Source organism: Nocardiopsis sp. KDC1DS13DA1 (genome assembly GCF_055632325.1).
This window is the reverse complement of sequence record NZ_JBVMUY010000004.1, coordinates 257,687-276,027: the sequence shown is the minus strand read 5'-3', so window position 1 is coordinate 276,027 and position 18,341 is coordinate 257,687. Positions and strand designations below refer to the sequence as shown.

Annotated in this window: 12 protein-coding genes; 8 read left to right on the top strand and 4 right to left on the bottom strand. The window is 73.0% G+C overall.

The annotated features are described in order from the left end of the window. The first annotated feature begins 88 nt into the window (after positions 1 to 88). The 5 genes from ACTVAJ_RS03060 (at position 89) to ACTVAJ_RS03040 (ending at position 6,973) form a co-directional block, all read left to right on the top strand. Positions 89 to 1,135: a tripartite tricarboxylate transporter substrate binding protein gene (locus tag ACTVAJ_RS03060; protein WP_470386467.1), complete on the top strand. Its 1,047-nt coding sequence runs from the start codon at positions 89 to 91 to the stop codon at positions 1,133 to 1,135. 14 nt (positions 1,136 to 1,149) lie between these two features. After that, entirely contained in the window at positions 1,150 to 1,806 is a 657-nt protein-coding gene (locus ACTVAJ_RS03055) for a tripartite tricarboxylate transporter TctB family protein (protein WP_470386466.1), read from the top strand. 28 nt (positions 1,807 to 1,834) lie between these two features. After that, a complete protein-coding gene (locus ACTVAJ_RS03050) occupies positions 1,835 to 3,388 on the top strand; it encodes a tripartite tricarboxylate transporter permease (RefSeq protein ID WP_470386465.1) in 1,554 nt (517 codons plus the stop codon). 16 nt (positions 3,389 to 3,404) lie between these two features. Next, entirely contained in the window at positions 3,405 to 4,397 is a 993-nt protein-coding gene (locus ACTVAJ_RS03045; RefSeq protein ID WP_470386464.1) for a Bug family tripartite tricarboxylate transporter substrate binding protein, read from the top strand. A 182-nt stretch (positions 4,398 to 4,579) separates the two neighbouring features. Next, positions 4,580 to 6,973, top strand: coding sequence for a HelD family protein (locus ACTVAJ_RS03040; protein WP_470386463.1), 2,394 nt, complete (start codon positions 4,580 to 4,582; stop codon positions 6,971 to 6,973). A gap of 27 nt (positions 6,974 to 7,000) precedes the next feature. On the opposite strand, the gene ACTVAJ_RS03035 is transcribed toward ACTVAJ_RS03040, so the two are convergent. Continuing rightward, positions 7,001 to 8,317 (bottom strand): DUF4241 domain-containing protein, encoded by a 1,317-nt coding sequence (locus ACTVAJ_RS03035; protein WP_470386462.1) that lies wholly within the window; start codon positions 8,315 to 8,317, stop codon positions 7,001 to 7,003. 564 nt (positions 8,318 to 8,881) lie between these two features. On the opposite strand from ACTVAJ_RS03035, the gene ACTVAJ_RS03030 reads away from it, so the two are divergent. Next, on the top strand, positions 8,882 to 9,790 hold the full coding sequence (locus tag ACTVAJ_RS03030; protein WP_470386461.1) for a hypothetical protein: 909 nt from the start codon (positions 8,882 to 8,884) through the stop codon (positions 9,788 to 9,790). Positions 9,791 to 9,863: 73 nt separating this feature from the next. Here ACTVAJ_RS03030 and ACTVAJ_RS03025 read toward each other — a convergent pair whose 3' ends face one another. Together ACTVAJ_RS03025 and ACTVAJ_RS03020 are read right to left on the bottom strand one after the other, a co-directional pair. Beyond that, the gene (locus ACTVAJ_RS03025; RefSeq protein ID WP_470386460.1) at positions 9,864 to 11,474 is read right to left on the bottom strand and encodes a BCCT family transporter; all 1,611 of its coding nucleotides are present in this window, start codon (positions 11,472 to 11,474) and stop codon (positions 9,864 to 9,866) included. A gap of 359 nt (positions 11,475 to 11,833) precedes the next feature. Then, on the bottom strand, positions 11,834 to 13,348 hold the full coding sequence (locus tag ACTVAJ_RS03020) for a DUF4241 domain-containing protein (RefSeq protein ID WP_470386459.1): 1,515 nt from the start codon (positions 13,346 to 13,348) through the stop codon (positions 11,834 to 11,836). Positions 13,349 to 13,593: 245 nt separating this feature from the next. Here ACTVAJ_RS03020 and ACTVAJ_RS03015 point away from each other — a divergent pair, with 245 nt between their 5' ends. Together ACTVAJ_RS03015 and ACTVAJ_RS03010 are read left to right on the top strand one after the other, a co-directional pair. After that, positions 13,594 to 15,678: a plasmid pRiA4b ORF-3 family protein gene (locus ACTVAJ_RS03015; protein ID WP_470386458.1), complete on the top strand. Its 2,085-nt coding sequence runs from the start codon at positions 13,594 to 13,596 to the stop codon at positions 15,676 to 15,678. 501 nt (positions 15,679 to 16,179) lie between these two features. Then, positions 16,180 to 17,178, top strand: a complete 999-nt coding sequence (locus tag ACTVAJ_RS03010; RefSeq protein WP_470386457.1) for an HNH endonuclease — start codon at positions 16,180 to 16,182, stop codon at positions 17,176 to 17,178. 88 nt (positions 17,179 to 17,266) lie between these two features. Here the strand turns inward: ACTVAJ_RS03010 and ACTVAJ_RS03005 are convergent, their stop codons facing one another. Beyond that, positions 17,267 to 18,328 carry a restriction endonuclease gene (locus tag ACTVAJ_RS03005; RefSeq protein WP_470386456.1) on the bottom strand — a complete coding sequence of 354 codons (1,062 nt, stop codon included), beginning with the start codon at positions 18,326 to 18,328 and terminating at the stop codon, positions 17,267 to 17,269. Between the last annotated feature and the right edge of the window lie 13 nt (positions 18,329 to 18,341).

The window sequence follows — 18,341 nt, the reverse complement described above, 5'->3', positions numbered from 1 at the left end:
CTTCTCACTGGTGTTTCCGTCTGTTTGCCTGTGTGTTGCCTCACAAGAGATCCGGAACACACCCGGTGGCATCCCCTACGGAGACACTATGCGGCGCATCACATCCCACCTCCCCTCCACACTCGGTGCCGGGCTGACCCGGGCCCGCGCGCTGCGGCTGGCCGCGGCCGCCGCCGTCCTGCCGCTGGCCCTGGCGGCCTGCGGTGAGAACGGCGGAGGCACCACCAGCGCCGACGGCACGTGGCAGCCGGACGGCCCGATCGAGATCACCGCGCCCGCCGGGACCGGTGGCGGCTGGGACACGCTCGCCCGCACGAGCGCCCGGCTGCTGGAGTCGGAGGGCCTGGTCGACCAGTCGGTCCAGGTGGTCAACAAGCCGGGCGCGGGCGGCGCGATCGGCTGGGCCTACGTCGCGGGCCACGAGGGCGACCCGCAGAAGCTGTTCGTGACCAGCCCGCCCATCCTGCTGGTGCCGATGGCGGGCGACTCCGAGTACGACCACGAGGACTTCACCCCGATCTCGCGGCTGGCCACCGACTACATCGTCTACCTGGTTCCCGCCGACTCGGAGCTGGAGAGCTTCGCCGACCTGGTCGAGACGGTGGACGGGGGCGAGGCCAACATCGGCGGCGGCTCCGCGCCCGGCAGCATGGACCACGTCGCGCTGGCGGGTGCGATCGACGCCGCGGGCGGCAACGCGGCCGCGGCCAGCTACGTGCCCTTCGACGGCGGCGGCGAGGCCATGACCGCCCTGCTCGGCGGACACGTGGACGCGGCGGTCGTCGGTGTCAGCGAGGCCGCGGGGATGCTCGAGGCCGGTGAGCTCCGCGCGCTGGCCGTCTCCTCGCCGGAGCCGGTGGAGGCCATCGCGGACGTGCCCACGCTCCTGGACCAGGACGTCGACTTCACCTTCGACATCTGGCGCGGTGTGATGGCCCCCTCGGGGCTGGACGAGGCCCAGGTCAGCTACTACGAGGACCTGTTCGCCGACCTGATGGAGACGCAGGCCTGGCAGGAGGAGTCGGCCTCGCTCGGCTGGACCGACGCCTACCAGAACAGCGCGGACTTCGGCGCGTTCCTCGACGAGAAGCGCTCCGAGTTCGCCGAGATCCTGACCGAGGTCGGGCTCCAGTGACGACGGAGGACACCATGACCCCGCGCACGACGGGCTCCGAGGGGGCGGCCCCGCTCCGCCCCCTCCGGGGGTCCGCCAACCGGCGGACCTTCGGGTTCGGCAACCGCACGGTGGCGATCGCGCTCGCCGTGTTCGCGATCGGCTACCTGGTCCTCGCCTTCCAGGTACCCGAGTACACGGCGGTGAACGTCCCCGTGCAGCCGGGCACCCTGCCGCGTTGGCTCGGTGTGGTGCTGCTGGTGCTGGCGGCTCTGCTGTTCTTCCAGCGCACCCCGGAGGCGACGGACGACGAGGCGGCCCCGGAGGCCGACGGGACGACCGCCGACGAGGCGGGCACGCAGGACGGCGGTTCGGACGGAGCCGAACCGGGACCCGCGGCCGCCGCGGACGGCGACTCCGCCGGTACCGGCGCGGCCGCGCTCGGGCGGCTGAAGGACCCGCGCCTGGAGGTCGCGCTGTTCGTCGGCGCGCTCATCGTCTACGTGGCGCTGTTCGAACCCCTCGGGTTCGTCCTGTCCACGGCCCTGTACCTGGGTGCGATGACCTTCTACCTGGGCTACCGCCGCCACGTGGCGACCGCCGCGGTCGCGGTCGGCGTGCCCCTGACCCTGTACCTGGCCATGTCCGAGGGGCTGGGCGTCGTCCTGCCGAGCGGGCCGCTCCCGTTCTGACCCCACCGAGGCGAAAGACACCCTCACCATGCTCGACCAACTCGTCCAGGGGTTCGCGGTAGCGATCACCCCGGAGAACCTGCTCTTCGTCTTCATCGGCGTACTCGCCGGCACGGTCATCGGCATCCTGCCGGGGCTGGGTCCGATGAGCGCGATCGCGCTGATGATCCCCATCGCCTACGGTATGGACCCGACCTCGGCGATCATCATGCTGGCCGGGGTCTACTACGGGGCGATCTTCGGCGGCTCCACGTCGTCCATCCTGCTCAACGCGCCGGGCGTGGCCGGTACCGTCGCCACGTCGTTCGACGGCTACCCCATGGCCCGCCAGGGCAGGGCGGGCAAGGCGCTGGCGATCGCCGCGCTGTCGTCCTTCACCGGCGGCACGATCGGCGTCATCGGCCTGATGCTGATCGCGCCCAGCCTGGCCTCGTTCGCGGTCAGCTTCGGCCCAACCGAGTACTTCGCGCTGATGGTGCTGGGCCTGACCGCCGTGGTCTCCCTGGCCGGGCGCAACCTCGTCAAGGGGCTCGTCTCGGCGGTCGTGGGTGTGATGATCGCGCTCGTGGGCATCGACTCCCAGACCGCGATCACCCGGTTCACCTTCGACCTTCCCGAACTGTTCGAGGGCGTGGAGTTCCTCATCGTGGCGCTGGGCGTGTTCGCCCTGGCCGAGGTGTTCGTGATGCTCAACCGCCGCGGCCGGGGCGGCGCCCAGGGCGGTGTCACCTCGCTCCGGCTGAGCGGGCGGGAGATCGCCCGGATCACCCCGCCGACGCTGCGTTCGGGTGTGCTGGGCTTCTTCACCGGCGTGCTGCCGGGCGCGGGCGCGACCGTGGCGTCCTTCCTCTCCTACTCGGCGGAGAAGCGCATCGCCAGGGACGGTGACACGTTCGGTCAGGGCAACCCCAAGGGCGTGGCCGCCCCGGAGTCGGCCAACAACGCCGCCGCCGTGGGCTCGTTCGTGCCGCTGATGACGCTGGGCGTGCCCGGTTCGGGTACGACGGCGATCCTGCTCGGCGCGCTGCTGGTGCTGGGTGTGCAGCCGGGTCCGCTGATGCTGACCGACAACCCGGACATGTTCTGGGGCCTGGTCGCGTCGATGTACATCGGCAGCGCGGTGCTGCTGGTGCTGAACCTGCCGCTGATCCCGGTGTTCGCCAAGGTGCTCAAGACGCCGAAGGCGGTCCTGATCCCGCTGGTCGTCGTATTCTGCGTGGTGGGGGTGTACGGGCTCAGCTTCAGCGTGTTCGACCTGGGCCTGCTGACCGCGTTCGGCGTGATCGGGTTCCTCATGCGGCAGAACGACTTCCCGGCCGCGCCGATGATCCTGGGGCTGATCCTGGGCGGGCTCATGGAGAAGTCCATGCGCCAGGCTCTGCAGATCTCCGGCGGCGACTGGTCGGTGTTCGTGACCGAGCCGATCTCCGCGGGGCTCATCGCCCTGGCGGTGCTGTCGATGGTCCCGTCGCTGGTCCGGGCGGTCCGGGAGCGCGCGGACGGCCGGTCCGCGGCCGGTGCCGGGGCCGTCGGCCCGGGCGCCGGGGAGGACCCCGAGCGCGCGGAGTCGCCGAAGAGCTGACGGAGAGGCGGATCGGATGAGGGGCACGAACCGGCGCGCCGTACTGGCCGCCGGTTTCGTGCTGCCGTTGGCGGCCTGCCTGCCGCTGACCGGCCGCCTGCCCGTGCGCGGCCCCGCGGAGTTGCGGATCATGGTGCCGACACCGCCCGGAGGCGGGTTCGACCACACCGCCAGGACGATCAAGGCGGTCCTGGAGGAGACCGGGGCGGTCCCGGAGGTGACGGTGTTCAACCTGCCCGGGGTGTCGGGGACCGCGGCCCTGGCGCGGTTGGTGTACGAGCGCGGCAACCCCGGCCTGGTCCTCCAGATGGGGCTGGGGGTGCTGGCCAACTCCCACATCGAGTCGGCCTCGCACTCGGCGACGGAGGCCACGCCCCTGGCCCGGCTGATCGAGGAGCCCGAGGCGCTGCTGGTGCCGCCGGACTCGCCGTTCGACACGATCGACGACATGGTGCGCGCCTGGCGTGCCGACCCCTCCAGCGTGCTGATCGGCGGGGGCTCGACCCCGGGGGGCCCCGACCACATGGTGACCATGCTGCTGGCCGAGAAGCTGGGGATCGACCCGGCGGAGGTGAACTACCGCACCTACGACGGGGGCGGTCCGATGCAGGCGGCGCTGCTCAGTCACGAGGTGAACGTGGCGGCGGCCGGGCCGAGCGAGCAGCGCGCGGCGATCGACTCGGGGCAGTTGCGGGTCCTGGCGGTGACCGGCGCGGACCCCGATCCGAAGACGGGTGCGCCGACGCTGGCGGAGGCGGGGATCCCGCTGCACTTCCTCAACTGGCGCGGGCTGCTGGCGCCGCCGGGGCTGACCGGGCCGGACCGCGAGGAACTGCTCGCGATGGTCGCCGAGCTGCACGACTCGGCCCAGTGGCGGGCGGAGCTGGAGCGCAACCGGTGGACGGACGCGTATCTGGAGGGTGCGGAGTTCGCCGTGTTCCTGGCCGAGGAGGAGGAACGCGTGGGTGCGGCGCTGAACCGCCTGGGGCTGACCGGCGGGGCCGACTGAGCGTCGGCGGTCGGGCGGTGCGCGTCGGGGGCTGTCCCGGTGGGAACCGCCGGACGGGGTGGACTCCACCGCCGTCGCGTGTGCGTTCACGCCACACGAGGGAGAATGCGTGCTACGATACGGATTTCGCAATTCCTGAATTAAGCACACAAAAAACCATTCAACTAAAGGATAGCAAGTTGATGGAGCTCCGTCAAGCGGACGCCGCACCGGACCCGACGCCGGACCGCGCCGCGCACCACTCCCCCTCCGCCGAGAGCACGTCCCCGGAGCACGCCGCCCTGGCCGAGGAGCAGGGCCGGGTCAGCGCCATGTACGCGCGGCTGGACACTCTGCGGGCCCACACCGACGACCGGCTCTCCGCCGCCCACCTCCAGGAACGGGCCGGATACGCGGCGCTGGTGGAGCGTGAGGACCGGTCGTACGCGCAGGCCAGGCGCCGCTCCCAGCTGGGCTCGGTCGAGGAGGGGCTGTGCTTCGGCCGGATCGACCTGGCCGCCGGGGACGACGGCCGCGCCGGAGACGACGAAGCCGAGACCCTGTACGTCGGCCGGATCGGGCTGCGCGACGCCGACCACGAGACCATCCTCGTCGACTGGCGCGCCCCCGCCGCCCGCCCCTTCTACGCCGCCACCCCCGGTGACCCGGCCGGACTCACCCGCCGCCGCCACCTGCGGGTGCGCCGCCGCCGCGTCGTGGGCCTGGACGACGAGGTCTTCGACCCCGACGGCCTCACCGAGACGGACCGCCGCCAACTGGTCGGCGAGGCGGCGCTGCTCGCCTCGCTGCGCCGGGGCCGGACCGGGCGGATGGGCGACATCGTGGCCACCATCCAGTCCGAACAGGACCGGGTGATCCGGGCCGGGCTGTCCGGGGCCCTCGTGGTCCAGGGCGGACCCGGTACCGGCAAGACCGTCGCCGCCCTGCACCGGGCCGCCTACCTGCTCTACACGCACCGGCGCGTGCTGGAGCGGCGCGGAGTGCTCGTGGTCGGACCGAACCCGGCGTTCCTGCGCTACATCGGCGACGTGCTGCCCTCGCTCGGGGAGAGCGACGTGGTGATGCGCACGGTCGGCGCCCTGCTCCCCGGTGTGGAGGCGCACGCGCACGATCCGCACGCGAGCGCGCTCGTCAAGGGCTCCACGCGGATGGTCGACCTGGTGCGGGCCGCCGTACGCGACCGCCAGCGCACGCCGGCGGAGGCGTTCGGGTCGTCCGGCCTGCGGGTGGAGACCGACGCGGGCCCGCTGGTCGTGCCCGGCCCCGCGTGCGAGCGCGTCCTGTCCGCCGCGCGCGGCCCGCGGCGAACGCACAACGCTGCCCGCACGTACGTGGTGAACGCGCTGCTCACCGAACTCGCGCGGGCCGAGGCCGAGCTGTTGCGGCGACCGGCCGACGAGGAGGATCTGCCCGTCCACGGACAGCGGCTCTGGCACGAGGACCCGGTGCGCGCGGCGATCGACGCGCTGTGGCCGCTGCTGACACCGCAGCGGCTGCTGGAGGACCTGTTCGCGGACCCCGAGGCGCTGGAACGCGTGGGGGAACGGGCCGGGCTGGACCCCGGGGAGCGCGCCGCGCTGGCCCGCACCCGGGGCGCGGAGTGGACGGTCGAGGACGTGCCGCTCCTGGACGAGGCCGCCGAACTCCTGGGCCGGGACGGCGGCGCCGACCGGGCACGGGCTCGGCGGGAGGCGGCCGAGCGGGCGGAGGAGCAGCGCTACGCCCAGGGCGTGCTGGAGGCCACCGGGCTGTCCGAGGTCAGGGTCTGGGACGGGTCCAAGCTCATCGAGGGGTCGACGCTGGCGGAGCGCCACCGCGACTCCGGTCCCCGGCTGACCACCGCCGACCGCGCGGGGGCGGACCGGGAGTGGACCTACGGGCACGTGATCGTGGACGAGGCCCAGGAACTGTCCCCCATGGCCTGGCGCGCGGTGATGCGGCGGGTGCCCACGCGGTCGTTGACCGTGGTGGGCGACCTCGCCCAGACCGGCAGCGCGATGGGCACGCGGTCGTGGGTGGCGGCGCTGGAGCCCTACGTACGGGAGAAGATGCACGTGGAGCGGCTGCGGGTGAACTACCGGACCCCGGCGCCGATCATGGCGGTGGCCGCCGACGTGCTCCGCGAGGCGGCGCCGGAGGAGGAGCCGCCGGAGTCGGTCCGGGAGGAGGGCGACGCGCCGCGCGCCGTCCGGGTCGGCGGGCCGTGGGCGGTGGAGCTGCCCGCGCTGGTGGCGGAGGAGACCGGGGCGATCGGGGAGGGACGGGTCGCGGTGGTCACGGGCGACCGGAGCGTGGACGGGGCCGCCGCGGCCCTGCCGGAGGCCGGTCGGGCCGGGCGCGGGGGCGACGACCTTCCGGTGGTGGTGCTGACCGCGACCGAGGCCAAGGGGTTGGAGTTCGACGCGGTGGTGGTCGTGGAGCCGGGCCTGATCCTGGAGCAGCCGCGCGGCGCCAACGACCTGTACGTGGCGCTCACCCGCGCCACCCGGCGCCTGACGGTGGCGTACACCGGTGAGCTGCCGCGCGTGCTGGGCCGGTTGGCCGCCCCGGACGGGCACGCGCCCGCCGGGGAGTGAACGGTCCCGGCGGGCGGCGCCGCGCGGTCAGGTGACGGGGCCCGCGGCGGCATCGGCGTCCCCCGCGGAATCGGCGGGGTCGGCGGGTTCGGCGTCGCGGAGGACCCCGGTGTCCACGACCAGCGCCGCCACGTCACCGTCGGCGCCCCGGCCGACCCACACCGGGTACACGCCGTCGCCCTGGCCGGTGGACGCGACCACCAGGTTCCCCCCGCCGAGGGGTTCGGTCAGGGTCCTGGACCACGGTCCGGTCACCTCGACCCGCCCCCGCAGGTCCGGCGGGAGCGGGTGCCCGGGGCCGGAGAGGAGGAGGTGCCCGGCGCCCTGGAGCGCCTCGGCCAGGGCGGGCAGGCCGGAGGCGTCGCACAGGCTGATCACGCCGCCGTCGGCGCCGACCCCGTAGTGGCCGCCGTCGTCGAGGTCGCGCGGGTCCTGGTCGGGGCGCAGGGCCATGTCCCAGCGGGTGACGGGGGTGTCGGCGACGTCCACCCTCACCCCCGCCACCGGGGAGGCGTCGCCGTCCAGACGCAGCACGGACAGCCGGACCGGATGCTCGCCGGGGGGCAGGGCCACCGTCAGCTCCCGGTCGGCGGTCGGGGCCGGGAGGGAGGGGTCGGTGACGACCGCCCGGCCGGTCGGCAGCGCGAGGGTGCCGGCGGGGTGGACCTCGACCGTGCCGACGGCGTCGGACCGGCCGTCCCGGAAGCGTCCCCCGGGGCGGAACAGGGCGTCGACGCCGACCGGGGACAGGGGCTCGGGAGGGCGCCAGGGGGCGGGCACCGGTTCGGGGTCGGGATCCACGGCGTCCACCCGGAGGGCCGGGGCGGCGTCAGCGAACAGGGGGTGCAGGTCGAGCAGGCCGTCCCAATCTCCGAAGACGGGCGCGGGGCGGGCGGTGAACGGCGCCAGGTCGGCGTCCGGCCCGCGGTTGACGTGGCCCGTCGAGCCCTCGAACCCGTAGCGGTACTGGTAGGTCGCCGTGTCCTCGTCGAGCAGCCGGACGGCGATCTCGCGGACCGGTCTGCCCCGTACCGTGCGCTCCCGCGCCGGGCGCCACCGGGCGCGGGTGAGCGAGAGGCCGCCGTGGCTCCGGCGGACGTAGCGGTAGCGGGCGTCGATCCGGCGGTCGGCGCCGAACCGGAGGACCGCGCAGTGGTCGTGCGACCAGGCGACCTGCACCAGCAGGAGCGGGGCGGCCGCCTCGTCGCGGACCAGCACGGCGTACTGCTCGCCCGCGGCGTCGCGGGCGCGGGCGGTGTCCGCGTCCAGGACGCCGACGGGGCGCGCCGCGTCGGCGTCCCAGCCCTCGCAGTAGAGGATGCGGCACGTGTCGGGGGAGGTCATGGCGGTTCCTCGGGGTCAGGGGAGAACTCGCGAGGAAGATACACCGGCACGGCGGCGCGGCGCAGAGCGGGACGCGTGCCGCGCTCGCCGCGCATCCCCCGCATCCGGCCCCCGCCACCGCGGACCGCAGGCCCGGAAATGCCGGAAAAAATGAAATGACGGAAATATACATTCACCGTCAACCTGGTGGCCAGGAATGGACACGTGCGCACGGAATTCGTACCGTGGAACACACGGGGAAGCACCGGCTCCCCACGCGACCACCCCGCCCCGACCGAGACGAACGGCGTTGTTGGGAAAGGGCCGACGACACCCGGAACAGCGCGGAAAAGCCACCTTCGACCAGGCGCCGAGGATGCCGTTGTTCGCACGTCGGCGCGGACCGCACCGCACCGCGAACCGGCCAGGACCACCCTACCGCGATTCCCGCCGACCCGAGCACGCACCCCATTTTGCGGAATCGACCCCGGACCCGGACCACGCATTCCCGCCGCGCAGAACACCCGCGGCACGACCCGGCACGGAAACCGGAACACACCAACAAAAATCATTGGAGGAGAACCCGTGAGTGAACTCGTCACCGTTCTGGGCGAAGCCGCCCTGGACCGGATCACCACCCTGGACGCCCGGGTCCTGGACCTGGACAGCCGGGTGTCGGCGCTGGAGGCCGGGGGCCGGGCACCGGTGGCGGCGACGGGACTGGCGGTCGGCTGGAGGGCGGGCGGCACCTCCTGGCCCCAGGTCATCGACCAGGCCCAGGAGGCGACGGGGCGCCCCGTCCAGGTGCGGCGGGTGTACGACTCCGGCGTCCCCGACTCGTTCTCGGCGTCGCAACTGCGCCACGACAACGGCGTCCGGGTGCAGGTGTGGTCGTTCAAGCCCGCACCGACGACACCGGTCGAGGCCCTGGTGACCCTGTTCTCCTCGATCCCGGACCGGTCGAACGTGTGGGTCGTCCCCCACCACGAGCCCCGGGACAACATGCCGCCCGAGGACTACCACGCCCTGTACCGCACCGTCCACCGGGCCTACACCGAGGTCGGCGGGTTCGCCGGGATCGGCCCCTGCCTGACGAACTGGGGCGTGCGCAACCTGAACGAGCTGGAGTACGCGCTTCCGGAGCTGTCCGACTTCCTGGCCGTGGACACCTACGTCGACCTGGAGGGGACCCCCGAGCAGTCCGCCGGCGAGCACATGCGCACGGCGCTGGAGTTCGCGAACGCGAACGGCCTGGCCTTCGGGGTCGGTGAGTTCGGGGTCGACCAGGACCGCACGGAGGTCTCCGACGCCGACAAGACCGCGTGGATGCGCTCCTTCACCGAACTCGCCGCGCTGGCCGAACACGGGTTGGCCTGGCTGTGCTACTTCCACTCCGACGTGGGCGGCAACTTCTGGCTGGACAACCAGCAGGACCGGGTCGAGGCCTACCGGCACGTGTGGGACGTGTACGCGATGCTGGCGCCCCAGCGCTAGGAACACAGGCGAGGCGTCCGCGCCCGGTCGGACAGGCGCGCGTCCGACCGGGCGGCCGGGTGGCCGGACGGCCTCAGCCCACCGGCGCTCCGGCCTCAGCCTCCCGGGAACCCTCCCGCTCCGAGGGCGCGGACGGGGACCGGGGGGCGGCGACAATGCCCTGCTCGACGGCCATGGCGCGCAGCAGGCGGGGCGTGGTCCACAGCGTCGGCAGCATGATCAGGCCCACCGGAACCGCGGTCACCACGATGAAGGACTGCAACGCCCCGATACCGCCGTCCCCGACCAGGAGCAGCGCCACGGCGGCCAGGCCCATCCCCACGCACCAGACCGCGCGGACCAGCCCCGAGGGCTCGCCCTCACGCATGCTGGAGGCCGCGATGGCGTACGACATCGAGTCGAGCGTGGACGCCAGGAAGATCAGCGCCACCAGGACCGTCAGCACGCCCAGCACCGTGGTCATCGGCAGCGCCTCCAGGATGGACAGCGCCGCCGCGGGCAGGCCGTCCTCGGCGTAGGGACCGGTGATCGACCCCGGGTCGCGCTGCTCCAGCCAGATGCCGGTACCGCCCAGCGCGGTGAACCAGACCGTGGTGACCACCGAGGGCAGGACGGTCGCCCCGACGTAGATGTCGCGCACGGTGCGGCCCCGGGAGATACGGGCGAAGAAGATCGCCATCATGGGCCCGAAGCCCAGGAACCAGCCGAAGAAGAACAGGGTCCAGTACCCCAGCCACACCTCGTCGCCCCGGTACAGGCTCATGGCCAGGAACTCCCGGGCGTGCACGGTACTCGCCTGGAGGTAGAGGTCCACGACGAAGGGCAGCGACGCCATACCGACCACGGCGGCGATGAGCAGCAGGGCCAGCCAGACGTTGGCCCGGCTCAGCAGCTGGATGCCCCGGTGGATGCCGCTCAGCACCGAGATCGCGGCCACGACGGTCAGGCCCAGGATGATCGTCGCCTGGACGGCGTAGGTGTCGGGCAGACCGAACAGCGCGCCGGTGATGTAGGAGATCTGGAGTCCGAGGAAGCCGATCGGCCCCACCGTCCCGGCGACCACGGCGAGCACGCAGCTGATGTCGACGACCGCGCCGATCCAGTGCGTGCGCACCCGCTCGCCCATGAGCGGCCACAGCAGGGTGCGCGGACGCAGCGGCATGCCCTTCTCGACACCGCGCATCATCACCAGGGTGGCCAGCGATCCGCCGGCGGCCCAGGCGACGAAACCCCAGTGCGCGAAGCTCTGCGCCAGCGCGACGGCCGCGCCCTCGGCTCCGCCCGCCGCGTCGGCGTACTGCGGCGGCGGCGAGGCGTAGTGCGCGACGGGTTCGGCCGCCGCCCAGAACACCCCGCCCGCGGCCAGCAGGGTGGTCGCGATCATCGCCACCCAGGTGAACCGGCCGAACTCGGGGGCCTGGGGACCGCCCATCCGGACCCTGCCGTAGCGGGAGAAGGCCAGGACGGTGACGATGACGAAGGTGGCCAGCATCAAAAGCTGCCAGTAGGCGCCGAACCAGCGCGCGGACCAGGCGAAGGCCGTGTCCACGACGGCCCCGACCGTACGGGGTGAGAGCAGGGACGCGAGGACGAAGACGGCCAGGAAGGCGCCGGTCACGCCCGTGACCCAGCGGTCGGAACGTCTGCCTGGTGCGGACGCGCGTGCACGCAGCGTGGAGAACATGGAGTGGAGGAGGCCCCTCGGGTGGAAGCACCGGCGCGCCTGGGCCGGTATCGGAAGGCTCCGGCCGACGTGCCCGTACGGCGTCCGACGGCGACGGGGTCGCAGCGACGGCCGTCGTGTGGAACCGGCACGCGGTGGAGCGGGGCGGGGCGTCGTACGCGATCCGCCGGGCCGTCGGAACGGGCCTGGGGTGGACGGGGCGACCCCGGACACACAGCGGCCCACGCGACAACGAGGCCCCACACTACCGCAGCTCAGCAGGGGTTTCCGTGTGAGCGTGACCACCACCGGCGGACACGGTGACCGACCCCTCGCCGGTACGTGCCCGACCGCACCAGCGGGGGGGCGGGCCCGGGCGGCTACACCTCCAGGGGCCGGTCGATGACCCGGGTGTCGACGACCAGGGCCGCGACGCGGCCGTCGGCGGTGCGTCCCAGCCACATCGGGCAGGGGTCGGCACCGTAGCCGGCGGGAACGGTCACCAGGTTCCCGCCGCTGACGGGCTCGGCCAGGGTCCTGGACCAGCGGCTGGTGTCCGCGGCCCGCTCCCGGGGGTCGGCGGAGGTGACGGGACCGGGGTCCTGCGTGTGGACGATCGCGTGCGCCAGCCGCCTCAGCAGCCACATACCTTTCCGGGTGTGCGCCTCCCCGCCCAGGGAGTCGCCGACGGTCACCGCGAACGTCTGGGCCGTGTGGGAGCCGGGGGCGTCGAGGAAGGCCCGGGCGGCCTCCCCCATCAGCCGGTCCCGGTCCGCGAAGCGCGCCAGCTCCTCCTCCGTGTGGCCGATGACGAGGTGGTGGTCGCGCTCCGGGTCCAGGAACAGTTCGCTCAGGTGCGGCAGGCACGCCGCGTCGCAGACGCCGACCACGCCGCTGCCGCCGTCGACCAGCACGCCGAAGAACTGGCCCTCACCGAGGACGTGGAAGTCCTGGCCGGGGCACAGGGCCATCTCCCAGGAGTCGACCGGGGTTCCCACCAGGTCGGCGACGTCGATCCTCAGACCCGCCACCAGGGCGAACTCCCGGTCCGGGTCGGTGGAACGCAGCACGGACAGCCGCACGGGGTGCTCCCCGACCGGCAGGGCGACCGACAGGGCCTGCCGCTCCGTGGCACCCGCCAGCCCGGAGGGATCGCAGACCAGGACCCGTCCGGTGGGCAGGGCGAGCGTCCCGATGTCGTGCACCTCGATCGTGCCCGCGCTCTTCCACTGCGCGTCCCGGTGCTCCGTCCCCGGCCGGAAGAGCTCGTCGACGCCGTCCGGGGCCAGCGGACCCGGCGGGCGCCAGGGCGCGGGTACGGAAACGGGGTCGGGCTCGACGTCGGCGTCGCTCAGCCGGACGGCCATGCCGTGCAGCCGGGGGTGCAGGGCCAGGAGCTCCTCCCACCGGCCGAACCCGGGCGCCGGGCGGCTCGCGACGGCCACGAGCTCCTCGTCGGGCCGCCGGTTGACGGTGGTGCGGTCGCCGCCGAGGTAGTCGTGGTGGTGGCTGGCCCACTCCGGTCCCATCAGCACCACGGTGGTCAGGGTGAGCCTCCGGTCCGCGTCGGCGCCCTCCGCGGCGGGGTCCGGCCAGCGTCGGCTGTGGGTGAGCGTGAGGCCGTCCTCCTCCCCGCGCGCGTAGCGGTGGTGGGTGCGCCGCTCGCCGTCGGCGTCGAACAGCCAGACCCCGCAGTGGTCGTGCGACCAGGCGATCTCCAGCAGGACGAGCGGATCGCCCCCGGGATCGCGGACGAGGACGGCGTACTGCTCACCGGCCTCGTCGCGCTCCCGGGCGGTGTCCGGGCTCAGCAGGCCCACGGGACGGGCGGCTGCGGGGTCCCAGCCCTCGCAGTAGACGACGCGGCAGAGGGCGGGGGACGCCGGTGAGGGCACAGGGGTTCTCCGATACTTCGCGGGGGTGTGCCAGTGGAACCTATCGCCCTCCTGCGACACGGACGGCCGGGGGCGGCACCGGCCACCTCGTGACCGGTGGCGGCCGTGTCCGTTCCGCGTGCCCCCTGCGCGCGACGCCCGTGTCGTGCCCGCCTCCGTGTCGATTTCCCGAAACCGCCGTGCTCGGCCGAGGCCGACCGCTAGAACTGGGAGCACCGAACCGCAGCAAGCCTCAGGGAGAGGGCATGGCACGCCGCGCACCGTCGCATCGGGTCCACCGACTCATGATCGTCCTCGACGACACCGAACCTCCGGTCTGGCGCCGTGTCGACGTGCCCTCCGTCACCCGCCTCGACGGTCTGCACGCGATCATCCAGGCGGTCATGGGCTGGAACAGCGAGCACCTGCACATCTTCGAGTTCGGCGGACGGCGCTACAGCGACCGGTCCGAGGACTACCACGGGTTCGGCCCGCCCGACCGCGACGAGCGCGCGGTCAGGGTCGGCGACGTCCTGCGGCGCACCGGTTCCCAGGGCACCTACACCTACGACCTCGGCGGCGAATGGCGGCACGTCATCACCGTCGAGGACGTCGGCGACCCCCAGGCCGACACCGCCTACCCCCGGTTCCTGGACGGCCACGGCGGCTGCCCGCCCGAGGACTGCGGCGGCGCCGAGGGGTACGAACACCTGCGCCGCCTGCGCGACCACCCCGAGGAGATCCAGGACGGGCCCCAGGACGAGGCCGAGGAACAGCGGGCCTGGGTGCGGCTGCTCGTCCCCGACGACCTCGATACCGACAGGCTCCGCGAGGGCCTTCGGAGGAGGGTCGGGGCGCTGCCCCTGACCGACCCCGCCGACGAGGCCGCACGCGCCGACCCCGCGCGGCCGGTGGTGCTGCCCCCGGAGGACGAGCTCGCCCGCGCCGCCCTGGACGCACCGCTGTTCCGCGGCGCCGTCCGGCTGGCCCGGTGGACCGCCCCGAGCCGGAAACTGACCGGCACCGGGGTGCCCCGGCCCGGCGAGGCCCGTGCGGCGGTCGAGGAACTTGGCCTGTGGCCGGTGGACTCCGAGGAGGAGGCCGCCGCACGCGCCGAGCGTCTGCGGCACGTCCGTTCGGCCAGGGACCTCCTCGACTTCCTGCTTCCGTGGGAGGCCGCCGTCGAACTGGGCCTGGTCCGGTTGCGGTCCACCACCGCGCGTCCCAGCGACGCGGTCCAGGGGCTGGAGGAGGATCCCGAACGGGTGCTGGGCCTGTGGACGGACCTGTTCGAGTCGGCCGTCGACGGCCCGCCCGTCCCCGACGGGTACTACGGCTCGGGGATCGACAGGTCCGACGTCCTTCCCCCGACCCTGCGCTCCCTCTACGAGGCGCCCGACGGCACCGGTCTCCCGATCGGTGAGCTGGCGCGGGCCCTGGTCCCCCAGGAGAACGGGGTGAGCGCCTTCCCCGCCCCGGAGGCGGAGAGGTGGGAGGGTCTCATGACCGAGATCCTCTACGACGCGGTGCACGAACTCGCCGAGATCGGCGCGGTGCGCCTGACCGACCGCACTCCCCCGCGGCTCACCGCCCTCTACCACCCCGGACACATCCGGTCGCCGATCCCCGACCAGGACGAGGAGGAGGCCGCGCACGCCAGCGGGACGATCGACTGCTCGATCGCGCTCACCCCGCTGGGCCGGTTCGGGACCCGGGAACTCCTGCTCGGCCTGGGGGTCCCGGCTCCGCTCAGCGGCTCCCTGGCCGCGGCCGGGGCGGACGAACTCCTCGACGCGCTGGCGGCGCTGCCCCGGGAGTACCACGCCGCCGAGGTCATGCCGTGGGCGGCCAACCGCACGGCGGAGGAGGCGGTGCGGGAGATCGCGGAGGCCGCCGCGGCGCCCACCGGCCGGGGCGCCGCGCGCCGCGCCCTGGGCGCGATGGTGGTCAACTCGCTGGGTGAGCGGACCGCGCCCGCGCTGCGCGCCCTGCTCGGATCGGACCGGCCGACCATGGTCGGCATGGCCGCCAGCGCGCTGCTCAGTTCCGACGCGCTCACCGGTGAGGAGGGGCGGCGGATGTTCACCGAGCACGGTCCGTGGATGGTCATCGACACCGTCGCGGGACCGATGGAGCTGGGCGAGTACCAGGTCAGCACGTTGTTCGCGCTCAACGAGGAGTCGGACGGAGGGTCCATCGGGCGGATGGTGCTCGAAACCGCCGACGAGCTGTGGCGGGTGGAGCACCCCCAGGCCGTCCCGGCGCTGGAGACCCTGGGGCGGCTGCACCCGGACAAGCGGGTGGCCAAGGCGGCGCGGCGGGCCGCCCACAAGGCCCGCAGCCGGGGGTGAGGCGTGGGGCCGGTAGGGCCCAGGAGGAACAGGGGCTCCGGGCGGTACGACCGCCGCCCGGGCCTTCGGGCTGACGACAGGTGGAGGTCGCATCCGGGCGACCCTGTGGTGGTCTCCTCGCGACCGCCGTTCAGGAGCGAACCGGCCCGCGCCTACCGGCCCAACCGCGTCACCTCGACCCCAACTCCGCGGTTTGCGTTGTGCGCCCGGACCACGACGCCGCGCTGAGTTCTGATGCTTCTTCGGCCCGGGATCGTGCGTCCACCAGCCGCCTCCGCTACGCGATGGCCTTCCCCGACTTCACCATCGGCCCGCACCCTCCGGGAAGAGACACCCGCCGCACCGCACGGTGACGCTGCCCTCTCCCTCGTCATCCTCCCGAGAGCGTCGGGGCGGAAGGCAGCGGTGACGTGTGGCCGCTTCCGGCCATCTGCGGTCATCAGGAGCACGGAACGCCTTTTCGGGCTACCCCGCAAACGCTGATAAGCAATCATGTCGGACATGAAGGCTTTTGTCGGCGTGACCGATCAGGACTGGGCCGAGTTCATCGCGCAGCGCCCCCAGCTGACCGAGATCAACTTCTGGCGGCCCTCGTCAGAGTCCGTCTTCGGGCGGATCGGCCTGGGCGACCTGTTCCTGTTCAAGACCCGCTATCCCCACAACAGAATCGTGGGCGGCGCCGTCTTCAGCGGTTTCGCACGTGTTCCGCTCTCCCAGGCGTGGGCCGCCTTCGGAGAGGGCAACGGCAGGCGCAGCCTCGGTGAACTGCGTGAGGCGCTCAACATGTACCGCGTGAAGGAGAAGAAACCCCCGATCCGCGCCGGCGATGACCCTCTCATCGGCTGCATCATGCTGCGCGACCCCGTCTTCTTCGCCGAAGAGGGAACCTTCCCCCCTCCCCCGGACTTCCGGAAGAACCTCGTCCAGGGGAAGGGCTACGACGGGATCGAGTCCTCCGCCCTGGCGGGCTACTTCGCCCCGATCGTCGAACGTGTGCTGTCCGCGGGCGGGGGCACCCCGGTCGAGGATGCCGCCCTCTCGACCGCCACCTGGTCATACGACGGGCCCACACGCGGCGAGAAGCGCCTCGTACGTCAGCGCCTCGGGCAGGAGGCGTTCAAACTCAGGCTCCTGGACGCCTACGAGGGCCGGTGCGCGATCACCGGGGTCGACGTGCGGCCCGCTCTGGAGGCCGCGCACATCCACCCGGTCAGCCACGGCGGTCTGCACCGGCTCGACAACGGTCTGCTGCTGCGCGCGGACGTCCACAAGCTCTTCGACCAGGGATATCTGGCGATCTCACCCTCGCTGACCGTGCAGGTGAGCCCGCACCTGCACAGACACTCCTCCAACGGGGTGAAGGAGTACACCGGCCTGGAGGGACGACCGTTGGACCTGCCCCAGGCGAAGGCCGACCAACCCGCCCCAGCCGCGCTCTCCTGGCACAGGGAAAAGGTGTTCCGGCAGGGCCCGCACGATGCGGACCGAAGCCCAACGTAGTCCGGATCCGTGCGCTCTCGTCTCCTGCCCGAAGGAACCATGTCAGGGCAGGGAGAACACGGTTCGGGCCGTCTTGGCGACGCCTCTGTCAGCCGGACTCCTCCACGAGGGTCCACACGCGCTTGAGCGGCAGGTCCTTGACGATCTCCTCGGGCAGACGGTCGTAGGTACGGAAGATCGCGTCCATGAGGTCCTTGTCCTGCCAGATCCGCAGGGTGAAGTACTGGTGCCCCATGAGCATGCGGTCGACCTCCCTGGTGACCCCGCCCCAGGCGACGAGGAGGCCGTGGTCGGCGTTGTGCTGGCCCACCGCGCCGAGCAATTGCTGGACGACGGGCGCGCCCACCGGCTTGGCCTCGCTCTTGACCTGGACGACGATGCGCGGCGACCCCAGCCCCAGCGGACCGGTCCCGGCCAGGACGTCGATGCCGCCGTCCGGACCCATGGGGGGAGTCGTGCAGTGGAAACCCTCGGCCGCCAGGACCGCCGCCACGAGGTCCTGCATCCGGTGACCGGCGAAGGTCTCGATCAGGTGGCTGCGCAGCCGGTCGGTGGCCTGCTGCTCGATGTCGAAGGCCACGGCGGTCACGTCGCTGGTCTCGCCCTCGTCGGCGTCGCCGTTCGGTTCGGCACCCGGCACGATCCCCTTCCCCGTACGCGCCCCGGGGTCGCTCCCCCGCCGGGCGACCTGGTCGATCCGCCACGCGCCGTCGTTGCGCCTGACCTGGCAGACGGTGAGAAAGGCACCGAGCGAGTACAGCAGGTCCTGGCGGACCGCGGAGCGGGGGACGTCGTCACGCAGCCACTCGACCCGGCGCACGTGGCGGCATCCGGACTCGTTCGCAGAGCGGTACTCGTAGTCGCCCGTGACCCGGCCGACGGCGATCGCCGACCGGGTCTTGAGCGGAAGCACGATGAGGTCGCCCAGCTGGATACGGGAGCGGAACGCCCAGAGCTGGGCCGCCAGGGTACGCAGCCGGTTCTCCCCGTCCGTCGGGAAGGCGCGGGAGAGGAGCTGGAAGACGTCCTCACGGGAGCCCGCGGGGCAAAGGTCGGGGACGCCCGTGAAACTGACGGCGGCGCAGCCGTTCTCCAGGGCCCACGACTCCCACTCGCCCTTGGACCCGGCCCGGACGATCCATGCCCTCATATACGCTCCCGTG

Excerpts from the sequence above, each read along its gene's own strand:
- ACTVAJ_RS03060 (WP_470386467.1), top strand. The coding sequence starts at position 89 with ATGCGGCGCATCACATCCCACCTCCCCTCCACACTCGGTGCCGGGCTG.
- ACTVAJ_RS03025 (WP_470386460.1), bottom strand. The coding sequence starts at position 11,474 with ATGTTCTCCACGCTGCGTGCACGCGCGTCCGCACCAGGCAGACGTTCC.
- ACTVAJ_RS03035 (WP_470386462.1), bottom strand. The coding sequence starts at position 8,317 with ATGACCTCCCCCGACACGTGCCGCATCCTCTACTGCGAGGGCTGGGAC.
- ACTVAJ_RS03010 (WP_470386457.1), top strand. The coding sequence starts at position 16,180 with ATGAAGGCTTTTGTCGGCGTGACCGATCAGGACTGGGCCGAGTTCATC.
- ACTVAJ_RS03015 (WP_470386458.1), top strand. The coding sequence starts at position 13,594 with ATGGCACGCCGCGCACCGTCGCATCGGGTCCACCGACTCATGATCGTC.
- ACTVAJ_RS03040 (WP_470386463.1), top strand. The coding sequence starts at position 4,580 with ATGGAGCTCCGTCAAGCGGACGCCGCACCGGACCCGACGCCGGACCGC.
- ACTVAJ_RS03055 (WP_470386466.1), top strand. The coding sequence starts at position 1,150 with ATGACCCCGCGCACGACGGGCTCCGAGGGGGCGGCCCCGCTCCGCCCC.
- ACTVAJ_RS03045 (WP_470386464.1), top strand. The coding sequence starts at position 3,405 with ATGAGGGGCACGAACCGGCGCGCCGTACTGGCCGCCGGTTTCGTGCTG.
- ACTVAJ_RS03050 (WP_470386465.1), top strand. The coding sequence starts at position 1,835 with ATGCTCGACCAACTCGTCCAGGGGTTCGCGGTAGCGATCACCCCGGAG.
- ACTVAJ_RS03005 (WP_470386456.1), bottom strand. The coding sequence starts at position 18,328 with ATGAGGGCATGGATCGTCCGGGCCGGGTCCAAGGGCGAGTGGGAGTCG.